The sequence below is a fragment of the Streptomyces tanashiensis genome (genome assembly GCF_014648895.1).
Lineage (GTDB): Bacteria > Actinomycetota > Actinomycetes > Streptomycetales > Streptomycetaceae > Streptomyces > Streptomyces tanashiensis.
Map to the genome: position 1 here is coordinate 359,342 of NZ_BMRZ01000004.1, position 18,025 is coordinate 377,366.

The following is an 18,025-nucleotide window of genomic DNA, read 5'->3' on the forward strand; positions in this document are numbered from 1 at the left end:
AGGCCTCCCGATGGGAGCCGATCTGAGCCGCGTGCGGTTCGACGCGCTGCGCGACCACTCCGGCGTCGTCATGCAGCAGGGCCGCCTGCTGCTCGACTCCGACTGGAACGAATTCGTGGCGATCGTGGACCGCAGACTGCGCGCCGCCGCCGCCGACCTCGGCACCCCCGGGGTCACGGACGGGTTCTCCGGCGCCGCCGTGGTCCCCCGTACGACGCCCGACGCCTTCCGGATCACCAGCTCGGAGGGCGGCCTCACCATCGGCCGCGGACGCATGTACGTCGACGGTCTGATGGCGGAGAACCACGGCACGGGCGCGACCGCGTTCGACCCGCTGCTCGTCGGTCCGGTCGGCGCGGAGGACACCCCGTACGCGAACCAGCCCTACTGGACGTCCCCGACGCAGCTGCCCGCCACCGGCACCCACCTGGTGTACCTGGACGTGTGGCAGCGCGAGGTCACCCCGCTCCAGGCGCGGGACCTGGTCGAGGAGGCCGTGGGGGTCGACACCACGGTCCGCACCCAGACCGTATGGCGGGTCCGTGTGCACGAGCCCGACACCCCCGACGTCGACTGCGGCACCCCGGACGCGGACATCCCGGGCTGGCCCGAGCTCATCGCCCCCTCCGCCGGCCGGCTCACCACCGACACGATCCCGGTGGCCCCGGACGACAACCCGTGCTCGCTGCCGCCCAGCGGCGCCTACCGCGGGCTGGAGAACCAGACCTACCGGGTGGAGATCCACGACGGGGGAGCGGCCGGCACCGCCACGTTCAAGTGGTCCCGTGACAACGCCTCGGTCGCCATGCGGGTCGTCGAGGTCCTGGCACAGGACCTGCTGCGGCCCGAACACCTGGGCCGGGACACGGTGCTCGGACTGCGCGAGAACGACTGGGTGGAGATCCTCGACGACCAGCAGGAACTCGACGAGCGGCCCGGCCACCTGCGCCGGATCACGACGGTGCACGGCGACGGAACGATCACCGTCGCCCCTCCGCTCCCGGCCGAGCTGGTCGTGACGCCCGAGGAGGCACTCCGGCGGAACCTGCTGATCCGCCGCTGGGACCAGGCGGGCACGGTCAGGAGCGCGGACGGTGCCGTGGTCGAGGACCTCGACGCGCCCGGCTCCACCGGGGCCGTCAAGGTGCCCCCGGGGAACGTGCCGATCGTCCTCGAACACGGCATCACCGTGGCGCTCGACGCGCCCGGCGGTGTCTTCCGCACCGGCGACCACTGGGTCTTCACCGCGCGCACCACCACCGCCACCGTCGAGAAGCTCGACGCGGCACCGCCGCTGGGCGTCCACCACCACTACGCGCGCCTGGCCACGGTCTCCTTCCCCTCCGACGTGCACGACTGCCGGACCCTGTGGCCGGAAGCCGGGGGCGGGGGCTGCGGCGACTGCACCGTCTGCGTCACCCCCGAGTCCCACGCCAGTGGCGTCCTCACCGTGCAGGCGGCGGTGGACTCGGTCGCGGAGGAGGGCGGCACGGTCTGTCTCGCTCCGGGCGTCTACCACCTCGTCGAAGGGCCCGTCCGAATGCGGGGGGCACGGTCGGTGCGCGTCCACGGGCAGGGCACCGGCACCCTGCTCATCGGCGAGAGCGGCTGCTTCGACGTCAACCTCTCGGTCTTCGTCACCCTGGAGGACTTCGCGGCCATCTCCATCGGCGGCGATCCGGCGATCCGGTTCGCCGTCACGACCGCGGTCACCGCGCGGCGGCTGACCGCGCTGGCGATCGGCGGCGGAGAGGGCAGCGGCGGCACGGCCTTCCAACTGTCCGGGGCGTCCCTGCGGACCAGGATCCTGGACTGCGACATCATCGGCCGGGAAGGCGTCGAGGCCCAGGAGTACCTGGACGGCGAGGGCGAGGGCGAGGGCGTCGGATCCCACCTGTTGACGGCCGACCTGGAGATCGTCGGCAACCGCATGATGTGCTTCTCGGCCGGCGTGCAGTTCCGCAAGAGCGCGGCCCACGTGCTGCGCAACACCATCCGCGGCAACACGGTGCTGTTCACCCACAGCGCGGGTCTCCGCCTGTGCGGCGCGGTCTCGCCCCGGGCGTCCTTCGACATCGCCGACAACCATGTGCAGGCCGACGGGGGCGGCATCGAGGTGGGCGCGAGCGGATACACCGTCCGGGACAACACGATCGTCGGTACCCCGGAGCCGGACCCCGGTCCCTCCCGCGGGATTCTCGTGCGGGAGAGCGTGTCCGGCGTACTGCGGGGAACCACCCGCATCACGGGCAACCGCATCCGTCGGGTCATGGGCCCGGGCATCGCCGTGCGCGTGCCGACCGGCGACCTCGACATCTCGCACAACACCGTCGAACGAGCCGTCGAGGGCATCGTGGTCACCGAGCGCGGCAGGTCGGCCGACGCCGTCATCGTCGGCAACACGCTGCGGGACATCGTCCCGCGCCCGTACGGGCACCCGCCCGTGGACATCTACGCGATCCGAGTGGTCGGCGCGAACCACGCGCTGATCGGCTCCAACACCATCTCCAACGTGACCACGCCGTCCCCCGCCGAGGAGAACGGCGGGCCGCAGCGGAAGACGGCCGTGGCGCTGCTGGCCTGCCGGGAGTCCCGGGTCCACGGCAACACCGTCGAATCGGTCGGCCGGGAGAACTACATGGAGGGCGACCGCTACCTCGGCATCCACGTATGCGTCTTCACCCGCAGCACCATCGAGAGCAACGTCTGCCGACGGATCCCCGAGGACGTCGACCACGACGGCCACCCGCCGTGGAGCGGCCTGGTGGTGGGCGACGACCACGAAGAGGACGACGGGAACGGCGACGCCCCCGCCTTCCGCACCGCGCACATCGGCCCGTACGTCTCCGTCATCGGCGCCAGGGTCTCCTACCTGATCGGTCCGCGCACCGCGTTCACCCACACCTCGGACGACGTCAGCCTGATCGTCTCCACCAACACCCTCACCGGCGGCGCGCAGTTCCCCGCGGCGCGGATCGACATGACCGGAGACGCCGTCGTCTCCGCCAACCAGTTCCGCCAGCACGGAGACTCTGACCCGCCCGCGCTCAGCGTGCGGGCCACGACCGCCACCGTGACCGGCAACCGTGCCAGGGGCGGCATGCCGTCGATCCTCCTCGACGTCAACCCGAAATGGCTCGCCGTGCTCGGCAACATCACCAGCGGTGGCATCGAGCCGGCGACCATCGACCCCAAGTGGCTGTCCCTCAACGTCCAGGGCGTGCTCTGACGGCGGATCCGCCCCGCCCCCGAGGGACCGTCCGCTCCCTCCGCCCGCGAACCACCCGCCCCGACCTCCGGAAGGATCCCGCACCGATGCCGATCGTCGTCGTCGCGCAGGAGAAGACACTCGCCGCCCTGACCACACGGCTCCTGAAGACCAGAACGCCCAAGGCCGTGAAGGAGAAGGCCGCGCAGGCGATCCGCGAGGCCAATCCGGGCCTCGACCTCGTCCACCTGCGACCCGGGATGGTCGTCGTCGTGCCGCGGCTGGCGGACCTGCGGGGCGGCGATCACGACGACCTGGTCGACGAGAGCCTGGACCTCTTCCTCGCGCAGGTCAGAGGAGAGGTCGACGCCCTCCTCGAAGTCGCCGACGCGGCCCTGAAGGACGAGAAGGCCGAACTCGAGCAGATGGCCAAGGTTCTCGACGTCATGGAAGTCCAGCAAGCGGCCCAGAACGACCCCCTGCTCCAGGAGAACCTGCAGCTTCTGCGCAGTTCCATCGACGACGACGTGACGGCCGCCGGCGACAACACCGACATCCTGCTCAACGGCATCGAGCAGTGGTACACCGACATCGACGACCTGAGCACGCTGTGGTGAGGATCCGATGAGCAACCCCCTGGCCGTACCGGCCGTCACCGCCGCCCTCACCACCCTCGTGCAGAACGCCGTGAACGGGCTCGGGATCAACCCCGGCCCGATCGTCGCCCCCGGTCCCCTCGACAACACGGGGGACCACGCCCGCGTCGGCGTCCACCTGTACCGCGTCTCGCGCAACCCCACCCTGTCCCTCGCCGACCTCCCCACCCGCTCGTCCTCCGGACAGCTGCGGGAGAAACCGAGAGCGGCGCTCGACCTGCACTACCTCTTCACCTTCCGCGGCACCAACGAATGGGAGACGCAGCAGCTCCTGGCCAGGACCGCGGCCGCGCTGCACACCGTCCCCCACGTCACCGCCGCCCTCCTCGCCGACGCGGAGACCGCCCACCCCGAGATCGCGGACAACGACCTGGCACAGGCCGACGAGCCCGTCCGCGTCACGCCCGAGGTGCTCTCGACCGACGAACTGACCCGACTGTGGGCCCTGTTCCCGCCCGCCACCTTCACGGTGACGCTCGCCGTCACCGCCGGCCCCGTCCTCGTGGACGGCGACGGAGACCCCGGCGCGGTGCTCCCCGTCCGCACCCTCCTCGCCGGTGCGACACCCTTCACACCCCCGAGGCTGGACGGCGCCGCCGGACCCGACGGCAGAGGGGCTCCCGTCCGGGCGGCCGACCCGATGCCCGCTCTCCATCTGTACGGCCACGCCCTCTCCGCCCGGGAGGGCGAGCTCAGCGAAGTGCTGGTCGACGGCGCCCCCGTCACCGGGGTGACCGCCGCGGACGACACGCACCTCGTCCTGGCCTCCCCGGCGCTCGCGCCCGGCCGGCGGCGGATCTCCGTCCGCCGGAGCGGGCCGCCGCCGCACCCCACCCTCTCGGCGACCCGCCCCGCGCAGGTCAGCGCGCCCGTCGTCGTCCTCGTGGTCCCCACCCTCGGCACGGTCGTCGCCACCACCAGCACCGGGCACCAGCCCGGACTGCGCACGGGCACCGTCACCGCCGCCGTCACCCCGCCGGTCGGACACGGCAACCGGGTGCGGCTGCTGCTCGACGCCACGGCACCCGGGTCCGCGGTGTCGCTCGCCCTCACGGTCGACCTGCCCGCGGCGAATCCGCCCACGGCGCAGGTGGACTTCACGGTGACCGACGCCCCCGCGGGCCCGTACCGCGTCACCCTCGAGGTCGACGGCGCACGCAGCCTCCCGGCCCTCGACGCCAACGGCCTGTACGTCCCCACGGTGGTGACCCTGTGACCCTCTCCGACACCCAGCCCCGCCTCGACGACGCCGACCGCGAGCGCGTCTGGGCCCGCGACAACCAGCGGCATCTCGCCCTGGCCGCGGCCGCCGCCGCGGCCCGTCTCGACGCCCGCCCGGACGAGGCGGACGAACCGGCCCGCGCCGCCGAACTGCTGGCCGCCGAGGTCCACAGGACCACGGGCCTGCCCCCGGCCCTCGACCGGCTCTGCAGCCTGTTCACCCTCACCGCGTTCGAACGGGACCTGCTCGTCGCGGTCGCCGCCCCCGAACTGGGCCTGCCCACGGCGACAGGCCCCGTCACCTTCGCCCGCGCCCTGGCCGCACTGCCGGACGCGCACTGGAGCGCCCTGCTGCCCGACGCCCCGCTGCGGGGCTGGCGCCTGCTCGACGTCCCGGCACAGCTGCCGCCCACCGAGTTCGGCGGCCTCTCGCAGCTCCCCCTCGCCGTCGACGAGCGCATCCTGCACGCCCTCCTCGGCGCCGACACGACGGACGACCGCCTGGCCGGGCGCGCCCGCCTCGTCGCCCCGGTGTGCCGCCTGGCACCCGGCCAGGGCCCCGTCGTCGCCTCCCTGGCCGCGCTGGTCCGCCCCGCCCCCGGCACCGAAGGCTGTCTGCTCACCGGGGAGGACCGGCTGACCCGTCGCCAGGCGGTCGTCGACGCCGCCCGGCGGATCGGCCTCACCGTGCTCGCCGTCGACGGCCTCGACCTGCCCGACACCGCCCCGGCCATGGACACCCTGGCGCGCCTGCTCGCCCGGGAGGCGGGGCTCGGGCTGCGGCTGCTGCTCGTGGAGGGAACGGCCGCATCCCTGCCGCGCTGTGTGCGGCTGCTGGCCGCCGGAGCGCCGCTCGGCGTGTCCGCCGTCCTGTCGGCGGACGAAGCACCCCCCGGCAGCGAGCTTCCGGTGCTGCGGCTGCCGCCCGCGTCGGCGGGCGAACGACGGGACCTGTTCGCCGCGGCCCTGCGCGAGGCGCGCCTGACCGAGGACCCGGCCGAACTCGCCGAACGCCATCCGCTCACCCCGGCGGGCATCACGCTGGCCGTGGAGCGCACCGGCCGGCTCGCCGCCGCCCCCGGGCACGGGGACGCGGGGGAGGCGGGGGACACCCGCGCACGGGCCACGGGTCCGGAGGCCGCCGGCGTTCCGGCCGCGGATGTCGCGGCGGCCTGCCGGGCCGTCGCCGAGCGCCCGCTGCACGGCCTCGCGACGGTACGCCGCCCGGCGGCCGGGCTCGACGACCTGGTCCTGCCCGACCAGGCGAACCGTTCCCTGCGGGCCCTGCTCGCGCACGTGCGGCGGCGCCGCCGGGTGCACGGCGAATGGGGGTACGCCGAGCGCGGCCGCGGCCTCGCCGTCACCGCCCTGTTCGCGGGCCCGAGCGGCACCGGGAAGACCACGGCCGCCGAGGCGGTCGCCCACGAACTGGGCTTCGACGTGATCGCCGCGGACCTCAGCCAGGTGGTGAGCAAGTACATCGGCGAGACCGAGAAGCATCTCGCCCGGCTGTTCGACGCGGCCGAGACCGGGTCGGTGCTCCTCTTCGACGAGGGCGACGCCCTCTTCGCCAAGCGCACCCAGGTACGGGACAGCCGGGACCGCTACGCCAACCTGGAGGTGTCGTACCTGCTGCAACGCCTGGAGACCTTCCGCGGCATCGCGATCCTCACCACGAACGCCCGCGAGGCGATCGACCCCGCCTTCGTCCGCCGCATGCGGTTCGTCGTGACCTTCCCGTTCCCGGACGCCGAACAGCGTGCCCTGCTGTGGGCCGGGGCGTTCCCTCCGGGCGTCCCCACCGAGGGGCTCGACCCCCGCCGCCTCGCCCAACTGGCCGTCAGCGGCGGCACCATCGCCCAGCTGGCCCTGCACGCCGCCTTCCTCGCCGCCGACGAGGGCGTGCCCGTGGGCATGCGGCACGTGCTGGACGCCGCCAGGATCGAGAGCGACAAGCTCGAACGCCCGCTGGCCGCCAACGAGATCCGCGGCTGGGTCCCGTCATGACCGGCACGGCCGACAGCACGGCCGCCTCGGGGCTCCAGGGCGGGGGCGCGCCCCTGGAGCCTGGCGTGCGCGACCAGCTGTCCACCAGCTACGGCCACGACTTCGCCCCGGTACGGGTCCACGCCGGCCCCGCCGCGGACCGGGCCACCGCCGAACTCGGCGCCCTCGCCTACACCGTGGGCAACGACGTCGTCTTCTCGCACGGCGCCTACGATCCGCTGTCGCGCCGCGGCCGTGCCCTCATCGCGCACGAGCTGGCCCATGTCGCCCAGCACCGCGGGCATCCCTCGGCGCCCGGCTTCCTGCGGACACACCCCTCCGTGGCCCCGCCGGCCGCCGACGCACGCCTGGAAGGGCAGGCGCACACGGCGTCGGCGTTCCACGCGCGCGGCGAGCCGCTGCCCGCCGGGTGGCGGTGGGAGCGGCCCGCCGGTCCCTTCCTCGGCCGTGCCGACATGAGCTGGACCAAGCTGGAGGCCAAGGACCAGTACACCGTCGACTACGCGGACGGGCAGCGCACCGTCACGGAGGAGCAGCGCTCTCCCGGAGACCCGGCCGGCATGGTCCGCGTCAACCTGGGCACCTTCGTCGTCCCGCAGAACAAGGGCCCGTGGAAGGAGACGTACGACGCCATCGCCAAGGCGAAGGGCCTGCAGGCGGTCGTCAAGATGTCCGGCAGCCACCCGAGCTCCGGCCTCTGGGAGAAGCGGGCACCCACGAAGGAGCTGCGCAATCTGTGGCTGCTGCGCGTGCAGTGGCCCAAGGACCAGGCCGCCGCGTGGTGGAAGGACGCCGGCGGTGACGACCCCAGGAAGGGCGCGGAGTTCGATCCGTACGTCCACTCCACGCAGTCGCAGATCGATCACATCGTCGAGCTCCAGCTCGGCGGCTCCAACGTGCCCGAGAACCTGGCCCCGCACGACGGTCCCGACAACGAGGACAGCGGACGCACCATCGCCCGTCACGTGCAGCAGGCGGCCTCCTCCGTCTCGGACGCCCTGCACGCCAAGGGACGCGAGCGGCCCGACCACGTCGTCCTGTGGTTCGGCAGCGCCGACCAGCCCAAGAAGTACACCGAGCTGAAGGCGGTGAACCCGCTCGATCCGCCCTTCGCGTCCCGCAAGGCGGCGTCCGCGCTCCAGGTGCACTTCACCGCCGAGGCCGATCTCAAGGCCGGCCGACGGCCCTCGGCGGACGATCTGAAGAAGTCCGCCGACGCCTGGGCCGCGTACAAGCGCTATCCGCTGGTCAGCGGCCCGGGCCGGCAGGAGCTGCGGGTGCCGGACAAGCCCGCGGGCGACGGCCAGGACGAGATCGAGGCCAGTGCCGTCCCGGAGAACCGTGCCGCGCGGGAACTGATCGCCGGCATCACGCTGGAGAAGCTGAGGCGGCCCTCGTCGGGCAGGGGCGCGCACACGGTCACCGCGTGGATCGACTCCGACGCGCACCCGGTCCGGACGGGCACCCGGCTGCCCATCAGCATCCCGAAGGCGGAGGACAAGGAGCTCACCCTCGTCGTGAAGGACCCCTTCACGACCGGGTCCCTGTCGCTCCGCGGCGGGAAGCAGGAGGTCCGCTTCCTGTACCCGTACCTGTCCACCGGCCGGCTCACCCTGTCCTCGACGGAGCAGGGACTCGAAGGCCACGGAACCCTCACCCCCAGCGTGCCCCTGCTGTCCCGCGTGCCGATCACCGTGGACTGGGACCGCAACGGCTTCCGGGGCTCCGCGCAGGCGCCCGCGGACAAGCTGTCGCTGCCGCCGTTCAAGGTCACCGAGGCCGCCCTCGCGCTGAGCATCGCACCGCAGCTCCAGGTCGGCGGCCATGTGGCCTTCGCCCTCGGCTCGTGGGTCACCGGCCGGGTCGACGCGGGGGTGGACGCGCAGGGGATGTTCGCCAAGGGCCGCCTCGTCGGACGTGTCCCCGGTCTCGACGAGGCGACCGGCGACGTGGAGTACCGGCCCGCCACCGGACTCACCGGCTTCTTCGTCGCCCGCGCCTCGAAGCCCTCCGGGCTCGTGCGCGGCGGCGAGGTGCGGCTCGACGTCGCCGGCACGGCGTGGCGGGTCGGCGGCCGGATCGACCTGATGCTGCCCGGGGACAGCTCGGCCCAGCTGACCGTCCACAGGTCCGGGGACCGGATCGTCTACGGCGGCAAGGCCCCCCTGAAGGTCCCCGGCCTGCGGCCGGTGGACGTCGCGGTGACCTACGACGGCGAGCGCGTGACGGGAACGGCCCGCACGACGTTCTCCCTGCTCGGTGCCGAGGGCGAGATCGCCCTGCGCTACCGCGACGGGGTCTTCGGCGGGGACGGGTCCGTCGAGCTCAGGCGGGGACGGTTCGCCGGGCGGCTCGACGCGCACCTCGACGAGGACGGCCGGATCACCGGCCGCGGCACCGGCAGTCTGACGATCCGGCCGGGGCTCGTCGGAACCGTCGGCGTCGAGTACGGCCGGGACCGCAAGCTCCGCGTCTCCGGCGAGCTGCGCTTCCCCCCGTACCGCTTCCTCGAACCCCGGGGCGCCCGTCACGAGTTGTTCCGCCACAGCCTGCCCGACATCCCGATCTTCGCGATCCCCCTCGGCATCGGGTCGGTCGGCCTGGTCGCCCGCATCGGCGGCGGCCTGGCCGTGTTCTACCGGTTCGGGCCGGGCGAGATCCGGGACATGGTCATCCGTGGCGCGTTCAACCCCCTCGAAGAGGACATGAACGCCGAACTGGCGGCGGAGGCCCGCCTCGTGCTGCCGGCCGAAGCCGGTCTGGAGATGTTCGTGCGGGCCGGGATCGGCGCGTCCGTGGCCATCGCCAGCGCCACCGGCGGCATCACCCTCACCGGCGGCGTCCTGCTGCGCGGCGGCCTGGACGCCGCCGCCAAGCTCGCCTACACCAAGGGGGTCCTCAGCTTCGACACCCTGGCCAGGATCAGCGTGCAGCCCGTCCTGACCCTGCGCATCGAGGCGGACATCCTGATCGAGGCCGCCGTCGGCGGGTCCTGGCGCTTCCCCTACGAGCTGGCGTCCTACTCGTACGCCACAGGCCTGGAGTTCGGTCTGGTCGCCCCGTTCCACTACCAGTCCGACCAGCCGCTCCGGCTGCCCGAGGCGCGGGACATCCAGTGGATCGTCCCGCAGATCGACGTCGCCGCGCTCGCGAACCGGGTGGCGGGCCAGGTCCGCTCCGGGCTCGGGTTCTGAACCGGGGCGGGGCCTCCCGGCGACGGGGGACGCCTGCGGCTCACTCGGTGAAGGAGCCGTGCCGTCCCGCCCCGGCGGCGAAGCGCGCGGCGCCCGAGAGGGTCTCGCCCGCCGACAGCGGCACCATGCCGTGCCGCAGCTCGGCGGCCAGGGCCTCGGCCTCGGGCAGGCCGTGCTGCTCCCGTACGGAGAGACGGTCGTGGCGCAGGCACAGCTGGGGGAAGCCGGCGATCTCCCGGGCGAGTTCCTCCGCCGCGGCCCGGGCCCGGCCGGGCGGGACGAGACGGTTGGCGAGCCCGATCGCGTACGCCTCGGGCGCCGGGACCGGGCGGCCGGTCAGGATCAGGTCCATCGCGCGGCTCTCGCCGATCAGCCGGGGAAGGCGGACCGTGCCGCCGTCGATCAGGGGCACGCCCCACCGGCGGCAGAACACCCCGAGGACCGCGTCCTCCTCGACCACGCGCAGGTCGCACCAGAGGGCCAGTTCGAGTCCGCCGGCCACGGCATGGCCGCTGACGGCCGCGACGACCGGCTTGGTCAGCTCCAGCCGGGTCGGCCCCATCGGGCCGTCTCCGTCGGGCGCCACCCGGTTGCCGCGCCCGGTACCGACGGCCTTGAGGTCGGCGCCCGCGCAGAACGTCCCGCCCTCGCCCCACAGCACCGCGACCGAGGCCTCCTCGTCGGCCTCGAACGCGCGGAAGGCGTCGGCCAGTCGGCGGGCCGTCGGCCCGTCCACGGCATTGCGGGCGGCGGGCCGCGACAGGATCACCGTGGTCACGGGCCCGTCGCGCTCGACGCGTACCGCGTCCCGCTCCGCCGGTGTCGCTGCTGCATCGGTCATGGGGGCATTCTCACGGGGCGGTGGCCCGGTTTCCAGACCGGGAACCGGCCGACCGGCCCCGTGCGCGCCGCTCCGTACCGGCCGCTCAGCCCGCGGGCGGGGTCAGGACCACGAAGTCGGCGTTCGACGGGTCGAGGCAGACCGCGAGCCGGCCGACCCCCTCCATGTCCACCGGTCCCATCTGCACGCTTCCGCCGCTCCGGGTGACCTCGGCGACCGTGGCGTCGCAGTCGGCGACGGCGAAGACGGGGTGCCAGTACGGCCGTCCGCCGGCGACGTCGAGGTCCGCCGCGGACAGCTGCATGAGTCCGCCGTGCATGCGCTCGTCGGGCAGCCCCGCGGGCGTGATCAGGCTGTACGTGCCCGCGTCGTCGGGGAGTTCCATGTCGCCGAACCGCCAGCCGAGGACCTCGCCGTAGAACGCCTTCGCGGCGGCCGCGTCGGTCGTGTACAGCTCGGTCCAGCTCAGTGAACCCGGCTCGTCCATCAGCTCGGCGCCCTTGAGGTCGCCCGACTGCCAGACGGCGAACTGTCCCCCCAGCGGGTCGCTGTACTGGGCCATCCGGCCCTGCTCGCCGAAGCTCCTCGGTGCCACCCGGACCGTGCCGCCCGCGCTCTCCACCGCCCGGGTCGTGGCGTCGGCGTCGGCGACGGTGTAGTAGATCATCCAGGCCGAGCGCGCGCCCGGCTCGGTCAGCCTGCCGAGCCCGGCGACGACCTTCCCGTCCTTCCGGAACATTCCGCCTTCCGTGTCCTCCCCCTCGCCCATCGGCTCGTACTCCCAGCCGAGCACGGCACCGTAGAAGGCGGCGGCCGCCGGCACGTCGGGGGCGCCGAGGTCGAGCCAGCAGGGCGAGCCCGGCACGAAGGCGGTGGTGAGCATGGTGATTCCCTTCCGTGGATGCGGTCTGCCCTCAGCCTGGCACCGGACACCGCCTCCTGCCCGTCGGCCGCTCCTCCGTCGCGCCGTTCCGCATTTCATCCGCCGTACATGGAACCGCGCTTTCGCACCTTCTATGGTCGTGGCCATGGCAGCAGAGATGCTCACTGCGCGCCGCCACGTCGACCAGGGGCACGTGGCGAGCGCCCTGTGTACGGTCGCCCCGGCGCGCTGAACGCGCCCTCCTCCCCCCACGGGATCCCCACCCGGCGCCCCCGCCCGACTCCCGTCCCTCCCCTTCCGCACCGCGGTCGACGGCATGTCCCCACGCCGTTCGTCCGCGGCGCCCTCCTGTGCCCACGCACCCAGAGGAATGGACATCATGAGCGAGAACCGACGCCCGCAGGTGAGCCGGCGAGGCTTCCTCGGCAGCGCCGCAGCCGTCGCGGCCGCGACCGCCGTACCCACCTTCGCCCAGGCCGCCGCGGCGGGCCCCGCCGCTGCCGCCGCCCGGCCGAACATCCTGCTGATCGTCACCGACGACCAGCCCAAGCACACCGAATGGGCCCTGCCCAAGACCGTCGCCTGGCTCGCCGACCAGGGCGTGAGGTTCACCGACGGCCACGTCACCACCCCGCTGTGCGCGCCCTCGCGCTCCAGCGTCTTCTCCGGCCGCCACGCCCACCACCACGGCGTGCGCAACAACAAGGCCTCGTACGCGCTCGACCAGAGCACCACCGTGCAGAAGTACCTCAAGCAGGCGGGCTACCGCACCGGCCTGTTCGGCAAGTACCTCAACTCCTGGACCCTGGAGGACAACCCGCCGCACTTCGAGGAGTTCGCCCTTCTCCAGCCCGGGTACACCGACGCCCGCTGGAACGTCGACGGCACCGTGCAGACGATCAACGGCTACACCACCACCATCGTCAAGAACCGCACCCTGGCGTTCCTCGACAAGGCCGCCACCGACACCAGGCCCTGGTTCGCCTACGTCACGCCCTACGCGTCCCACGGCCCGCGCACCCCCGAGGCGAAGTACGCCGACACGGTCGTCCCCGAGTGGAACGGCCGCCCCTCCGTCCCCGAGGCCGACCGCAGCGACAAGCCGGGCTACATCAAGAACGCCACCGGCACCCTCGCCGACGGTCGGCGGATCCGCGCCGAGCAGCTCCGCACCCTGCTCTCCGTCGACGACGCGGTGCAGGCCTTCAAGGACAGGCTGCAGGCCCTCGGCCAGCTCGACAACACCCTGGTCATCTACATCGGGGACAACGGCTTCAGCTGGGGCGACCACGGCTGGACGGCGAAGTCGGTGCCCTACCGCCCGGCGCACGAGGTGCCGTTCTACCTCTCGTGGCCGGCCGGCGGACTGGGCACGGGAACCCAGGACCACCGCATCGTCGCCAACATCGACATCGCGCCGACCATCCTCGACGCCGCCGGCATCACCCCCGCCGCACCGCAGGACGGCCGGTCGTTGCTCACCGGGTACAGCCGTGACCACCTCCTGGTGGAATGGTGGAAGCAGGGCACCGGCACCGGCGGCACCCCCACCTGGTCCTCGTACGTCGCCAAGGACGAGCAGTACACGGAGTACTACGACCTGACGACCGACGGGAACGGCACGGTGTCCGGCACCGGCCAGGTGAAGTTCCGCGAGTACTACGACCTGGTGAACGACCCCCACCAGCTGGTCAACAAGCTGTACCAGGCCACACCGGCCCAGGAGCAGGCCCTCGGCATCCCCGCCCTGGCCGCCGGGCTCGCCGCCGACCGCGCCTCCTGACCCGCGCCTGCCGGACCGGTCCGGGATCAGCCGGACCGGTCCAGCAGCAGGTCCCGTACACAGCCCCGCAGCCACGCGTGCGCCGGATCGGCGTCGTGCCGGGGATGCCAGGCGAGGCCGACCGGCAGGGGTGGCAGGTCGAGAGGGACCTCGAAGGCGACCAGTCCGAGGGACTCGGCCAGCGCGCGGCTCCGCGCGCTGATCAGGCCGACGAGATCGGTGTCGCGGAGGACGAACAGCGACGCCGGGTACGTGCCGACGCCCGCGGCCACCCGCCGCCGCAGGCCGTGCTCGGCCAGAGCGGTGTCCACGGGGCCGTGCAGCCGTCCCCGGCGCGAGACGACGAGGTGGTCCGCGTCCGTCGCGAACCTCCGCCGGGTCAGCCGCCCCTGCAGGAGCGGGTGTCCCGCCCGGACGACCGCGAGCATGCGGTCGTCCAGGACGTGCTCGGTGCGCACCTCGGGATGGACGGTGTCGATGACACCGACCTCCAGGTCGGCGACGCCCTCCCGCAGCGCCGGCGCGTCGACGTGACTCTCGTTCAGGAACCGCAGCCGCACCAGCGGCGCCTCGCGGCCGGCGCGGGCGAGGAGCGCGGGCCCCAGCAGGGCGGCGTGGGAGTCCTGGCCGAGCACCGTGAACGTCCGGGCGACGCCGCGCAGATCGAGGGGGCCCGAGGCCGCGAAGAGCGCCCTGGCCCGCTCCACGACCGCGCCCACCTCGGCCCGTACGGACAGCGCGTACGGTGTCGGCACCATCGCCCGCCCCGCGCGCACCAGGATCGGATCGCCGAGCGCCTTGCGGATCCTGCCCAGGGTGCGGCTGGTGGCCGGCTCGGAGAGATGCAGCCGCCGGGCCGCTCCCCGCACACTCTGTTCCTCCAGGAGGACGTCGAGGGCGAGGAGAAGATTGAGGTCGAGGCCGGTGGGCTCCACGGATTGCGTCACACGCACTCACCCCTTGCGAAAGATGCACTGGAAGTAATCCATGGGCCGAGCCTACGGTGGGCGCACATCCCCTCACCACGAAGCTCCCCGGAGGAGCCATGTCCTCGCCTGCCCTCTCACCGCCTCCCTCCGCCCCGGCCGGGCCCGCGCCGACCGCGATCGCCCGGTCGACCCTGCTCGCCCTGTGCGCCTGCGTCCTCGTCGCGCAGAGCATGGTCGCCGCCATCAACCTCCTCATCCCCCAACTCGCCTCCTCCTCCCTGCATCCGTCCCCCACCGAGCTGCTGTGGACGGTCGACGCCTACGTCATCGTCTTCGCCGGACTGCTCATCCCCGCCGGGGCGCTGGGGGACCGCCGGGGCCGCAAGGGCGTCCTGCTCGCCGGTCTCGCGCTGTTCGCCGCCGGGGCGGCGCTCAGCGCCCTCGCCACCTCGCCCGCGCTGCTGATCGCCGGCCGCGGGGTGTCCGGGGCCGGGGCCGCCTGCGTCATGCCCGCGACCATGTCGATCCTCGTCCAGCTCGCCGGACCGGAACACCGGGCCCGGGCCCTGGCCTCGTGGACCCTCGCCGTCGGTCTGGGCGGTCTCGCGGGGAACGTCGGCGGGGGAGCGGTCGGCCAGTTCCTCTCCTGGCGCGCCCTGTTCTGGCTCATGGTCCCCCTGGCCGCACTGCTGGCCTGGACCGTCACCGTCACCGTCCCGCGCACCGGGCGTTCCCCGCAGGGACACCCCGACCCGCGCGGCACCCTGCTGCTCGTCGCGGCCCTGGTCGCCCTCCTCGCGGGCATCATCGAAGGCCCGGCCTACGGCTGGACCTCGCCGCGCATCCTCGTCCTCTTCGCGGCGGGCGCGGCACTGACCGGTCTGTTCACCTGGTACGCCCTGCGCTCCGAGGCGGCCCTGTTCGATCCGCGGGTCTTCCGCTCCCGGCGGCTGCGCGCCGCCGTCCTGGGCACGGCCACCGGATTCTTCGGCCTCTTCTCGCTGTTCTACGCCAACTCGCAGTACCTGCAGTACGTCAAGGGGTACGGCCCCGCCGTCACCGGCCTCGCCATCGTCCCGCTCACGATCGGCATGGCCCTCTTCCCCAAGGTCGCCACCCGCTGGCAGGCCGCCTCCGGCCCGCGTCCCGCCGTCGCCACCGGGCTCTTCCTGATCGGCGCCGGACTCGTGGGAGCCTCCACCGCCGGCGCGGCCACGCCGTACGCGCTGTACGCCTGCTGGCTCCTGGTGATCTCGGCGGGCACCGGCCTGTGCATGCCGGCCCTGACCGTGGGCGTCGTCTCCTCCCTCCCCGCGCACCAGGCCGGTCTGGGTTCCGGCCTCGGCACCTCGGCCCGGGAGATCGGTGCCGCCCTCGGTGTGGCCGTGACCGGCACCGTGCTCGCCGTGCACCACGCCGACGCCCACGCGGCGTCCTTCGCCGACGCGATGAGCCCGGCGCTGCGCACGGTGGGCACGGTCGTCCTCGTCGCCACGGTCCTGGTCACCGTCGGATACCGGACCGGGTCCGGGCGGCGGACCGGCGCCGGGACCGCCCCCACCCCCTGAGGAGGGGGCGCGAGCTCCCGCCCCGCCGTCCCCCGGAGGCGCGTGTGGGCCGGATGGCGCAGGCGGCGCGCGGCGGCGCCGGGTCCGCGAGAGGGTGGCCGAATCCTGGGACAGGAAGGCCCGGTGGCCGACGCGGGCCGGGACGGCCGGTCGTACGACCGGATCCGGACCGCGGGCACCGTCCGCCGTCCCCGGTCCCGCAGTCGAGGAGGTAACGCATGCACCGACGTGTCCCCGCCGCGTACGGCGGGCGGAATTCCACGGGCTCCGCCCCTGCTCGTACCCGACCTCGCCCGAGGCGCCGACTCCGCGCGGCGGCCGTCGGGGCGGTCGTGGCGGCCGGTCTCCTCGGCGGGGCGGCGACGGCCCCGGTCAGGGCCGCCGCACCGTCCCCGTACGGCCCCGGCCACGGCGACCCGGAGCTCCAGCGGGCCCTCGCCGACCTGGTGGGGGCGCCGGGCGGCCCGCCCGGCGCGATCGCGATCCTGACCCGGGACGGCGTACGGCAGGTCTACCGGGCCGGCACGGCCGAGGTGGGCACGGACCGCCGGCCCCGGCCCGACGACCACATGCGGATCGCGAGCGTGGCCAAGGCCTTCAGCGGCGCGGTCGCGCTGAGCCTGGTGGACCGGCGGGCCCTGGAACTGGACGACACGATCGGGCGACGCCTGCCCCACCTGCCCGCCGCCTGGCACGCGGTGACCCTGCGACAGCTCCTCCAGCACACCAGCGGACTCCCGGACTACAGCAGGAGCCAGGCCTTCCAGGACATCGTCCGCGCCGACCCCCGCCACCACTTCGACTCCCGCCGGCTCCTCGACTTCGTGGCCGACCAGCCCCTGGGTTTCCCTCCGGGCAGCCGGTACGCCTACTCCAACTCGGACAACATCGCGGTCGCCCTGATGGCCGAACAGGCCACCGGCCGCCCGTACGAGTCGCTGCTGAGGCAGCTCGTGTACCGCCCGCTGGACCTCACCGCGACGAGCCTGCCCCAGGGCTATCTGCTTCCCCGCCCCTTCCTGCACGGCTACTTCACCGCCCCCGGCGAGCAGCCCGAGGACGTGAGCGAGGCGGTCAGCGCCTCCGGGGCCTGGGCGTCGGGCGGCATCGTCTCCACCCCGGCCGACCTGAGCAGGTTCATCGGCGGCTACGCCGGACCGGAGCTGCTGACCCCCACCACCCGCCGTGCCCAGCAGGACTTCCTCCCCGGCGGCGCCTCCGAGCCGGCCGGCCCCGGCGCCAACGCGGCGGGTCTGGGCCTCTTCCGCTACACCACACGCTGCGGCGCGGTCCTCGGACACACGGGCAACACCCCCGGCTACACGCAGTTCGCCGCGGCCACACGGGACGGCCGGCGCACGGTGACGGTCTCCCTCACCAGCCAGGCGACGCTGGACCCCGCGCTGCTGGCCCGGCTGCGCGCGACCGAGGAGCGGTTCGTCTGCGCGCTGCTCGGCGACCGCGGCCCGGGCCACTGGGGGGCGCACCCGTAGGGGCGCCGGCTCAGGCCCGGCGGACCGCGTACCCCAGATACGTCACCACCGGGCTGCCGTCGGGCTGGAGCACCATGTCGACCAGGGCCGGCAGCTGTTCGTCGGTCAGTGTGCCGCGCCTGCGCCTGCGCCCGCGCCCGCGCGTCGCCCCCGCGTCGCCCGCGCGTCGCCCGCCCGGCCCCGGCGGCCGGGTGGGGCCCGGCACCCGGCTTCTCGGGCCGCTGATCGCGGCCCACGGCGAG

12 protein-coding genes are annotated in these 18,025 nt (G+C 73.9%); 8 read left to right on the forward strand and 4 right to left on the reverse strand.

The features are described from left to right. The first annotated feature begins 10 nt into the window (after positions 1–10). From IE237_RS17325 to IE237_RS17345, 5 genes are all read left to right on the forward strand, one after another. The gene (locus IE237_RS17325; RefSeq protein ID WP_189802862.1) at positions 11–3,229 is read left to right on the forward strand and encodes a DUF6519 domain-containing protein; all 3,219 of its coding nucleotides are present in this window, start codon (positions 11–13) and stop codon (positions 3,227–3,229) included. 86 nt (positions 3,230–3,315) lie between these two features. Then, entirely contained in the window at positions 3,316–3,825 is a 510-nt protein-coding gene (locus tag IE237_RS17330; RefSeq protein WP_189802863.1) for a hypothetical protein, read from the forward strand. Between the two features lie 7 nt (positions 3,826–3,832). After that, complete coding sequence (locus IE237_RS17335) at positions 3,833–5,080, forward strand: Pvc16 family protein (RefSeq protein ID WP_189802864.1); 1,248 nt, start codon at positions 3,833–3,835, stop codon at positions 5,078–5,080. Then, a complete protein-coding gene (locus IE237_RS40785; RefSeq protein ID WP_229842726.1) occupies positions 5,077–7,092 on the forward strand; it encodes an AAA family ATPase in 2,016 nt (671 codons plus the stop codon). The genes IE237_RS17335 and IE237_RS40785 overlap by 4 nt, the downstream gene beginning before the upstream one ends. Beyond that, entirely contained in the window at positions 7,089–10,286 is a 3,198-nt protein-coding gene (locus IE237_RS17345; protein WP_189802865.1) for an eCIS core domain-containing protein, read from the forward strand. Before IE237_RS40785 ends, IE237_RS17345 begins: the two co-directional genes overlap by 4 nt. Positions 10,287–10,326: 40 nt before the next feature. On the opposite strand, the gene IE237_RS17350 is transcribed toward IE237_RS17345, so the two are convergent. Both IE237_RS17350 and IE237_RS17355 read right to left on the reverse strand, forming a co-directional pair. Beyond that, positions 10,327–11,127, reverse strand: coding sequence for a crotonase/enoyl-CoA hydratase family protein (locus IE237_RS17350; RefSeq protein ID WP_189802866.1), 801 nt, complete (start codon positions 11,125–11,127; stop codon positions 10,327–10,329). Between the two features lie 85 nt (positions 11,128–11,212). Beyond that, positions 11,213–12,010: a VOC family protein gene (locus IE237_RS17355; RefSeq protein WP_189802867.1), complete on the reverse strand. Its 798-nt coding sequence runs from the start codon at positions 12,008–12,010 to the stop codon at positions 11,213–11,215. A 379-nt stretch (positions 12,011–12,389) separates the two neighbouring features. Here IE237_RS17355 and IE237_RS17360 point away from each other — a divergent pair, with 379 nt between their 5' ends. Further along, positions 12,390–13,793, forward strand: a complete 1,404-nt coding sequence (locus tag IE237_RS17360) for a sulfatase family protein (RefSeq protein ID WP_189802868.1) — start codon at positions 12,390–12,392, stop codon at positions 13,791–13,793. A gap of 26 nt (positions 13,794–13,819) precedes the next feature. Here IE237_RS17360 and IE237_RS17365 read toward each other — a convergent pair whose 3' ends face one another. Next, entirely contained in the window at positions 13,820–14,746 is a 927-nt protein-coding gene (locus IE237_RS17365) for a LysR family transcriptional regulator (protein ID WP_189802869.1), read from the reverse strand. A gap of 92 nt (positions 14,747–14,838) precedes the next feature. Between IE237_RS17365 and IE237_RS17370 the strand changes: the two genes are divergently transcribed. Next, positions 14,839–16,290, forward strand: a complete 1,452-nt coding sequence (locus tag IE237_RS17370) for an MFS transporter (RefSeq protein ID WP_189802870.1) — start codon at positions 14,839–14,841, stop codon at positions 16,288–16,290. Positions 16,291–16,508: 218 nt separating this feature from the next. Next, entirely contained in the window at positions 16,509–17,783 is a 1,275-nt protein-coding gene (locus tag IE237_RS17375; RefSeq protein WP_189802871.1) for a serine hydrolase domain-containing protein, read from the forward strand. A 10-nt stretch (positions 17,784–17,793) separates the two neighbouring features. Here IE237_RS17375 and IE237_RS17380 read toward each other — a convergent pair whose 3' ends face one another. Beyond that, positions 17,794–17,988, reverse strand: a complete 195-nt coding sequence (locus IE237_RS17380) for a hypothetical protein (RefSeq protein WP_189802872.1) — start codon at positions 17,986–17,988, stop codon at positions 17,794–17,796. Positions 17,989–18,025 lie beyond the last annotated feature (37 nt).

What these genes read in the sequence shown, in the direction of transcription:
- IE237_RS17370 (WP_189802870.1), top strand. Translation starts at nt 14,839, where the DNA reads ATGTCCTCGCCTGCCCTCTCACCGCCTCCCTCCGCCCCGGCCGGGCCC.
- IE237_RS17355 (WP_189802867.1), bottom strand. Translation starts at nt 12,010, where the DNA reads ATGCTCACCACCGCCTTCGTGCCGGGCTCGCCCTGCTGGCTCGACCTC.
- IE237_RS17325 (WP_189802862.1), top strand. Translation starts at nt 11, where the DNA reads ATGGGAGCCGATCTGAGCCGCGTGCGGTTCGACGCGCTGCGCGACCAC.
- IE237_RS17350 (WP_189802866.1), bottom strand. Translation starts at nt 11,127, where the DNA reads ATGACCGATGCAGCAGCGACACCGGCGGAGCGGGACGCGGTACGCGTC.
- IE237_RS17335 (WP_189802864.1), top strand. Translation starts at nt 3,833, where the DNA reads ATGAGCAACCCCCTGGCCGTACCGGCCGTCACCGCCGCCCTCACCACC.
- IE237_RS17375 (WP_189802871.1), top strand. Translation starts at nt 16,509, where the DNA reads ATGCACCGACGTGTCCCCGCCGCGTACGGCGGGCGGAATTCCACGGGC.
- IE237_RS17330 (WP_189802863.1), top strand. Translation starts at nt 3,316, where the DNA reads ATGCCGATCGTCGTCGTCGCGCAGGAGAAGACACTCGCCGCCCTGACC.
- IE237_RS17345 (WP_189802865.1), top strand. Translation starts at nt 7,089, where the DNA reads ATGACCGGCACGGCCGACAGCACGGCCGCCTCGGGGCTCCAGGGCGGG.
- IE237_RS17360 (WP_189802868.1), top strand. Translation starts at nt 12,390, where the DNA reads ATGAGCGAGAACCGACGCCCGCAGGTGAGCCGGCGAGGCTTCCTCGGC.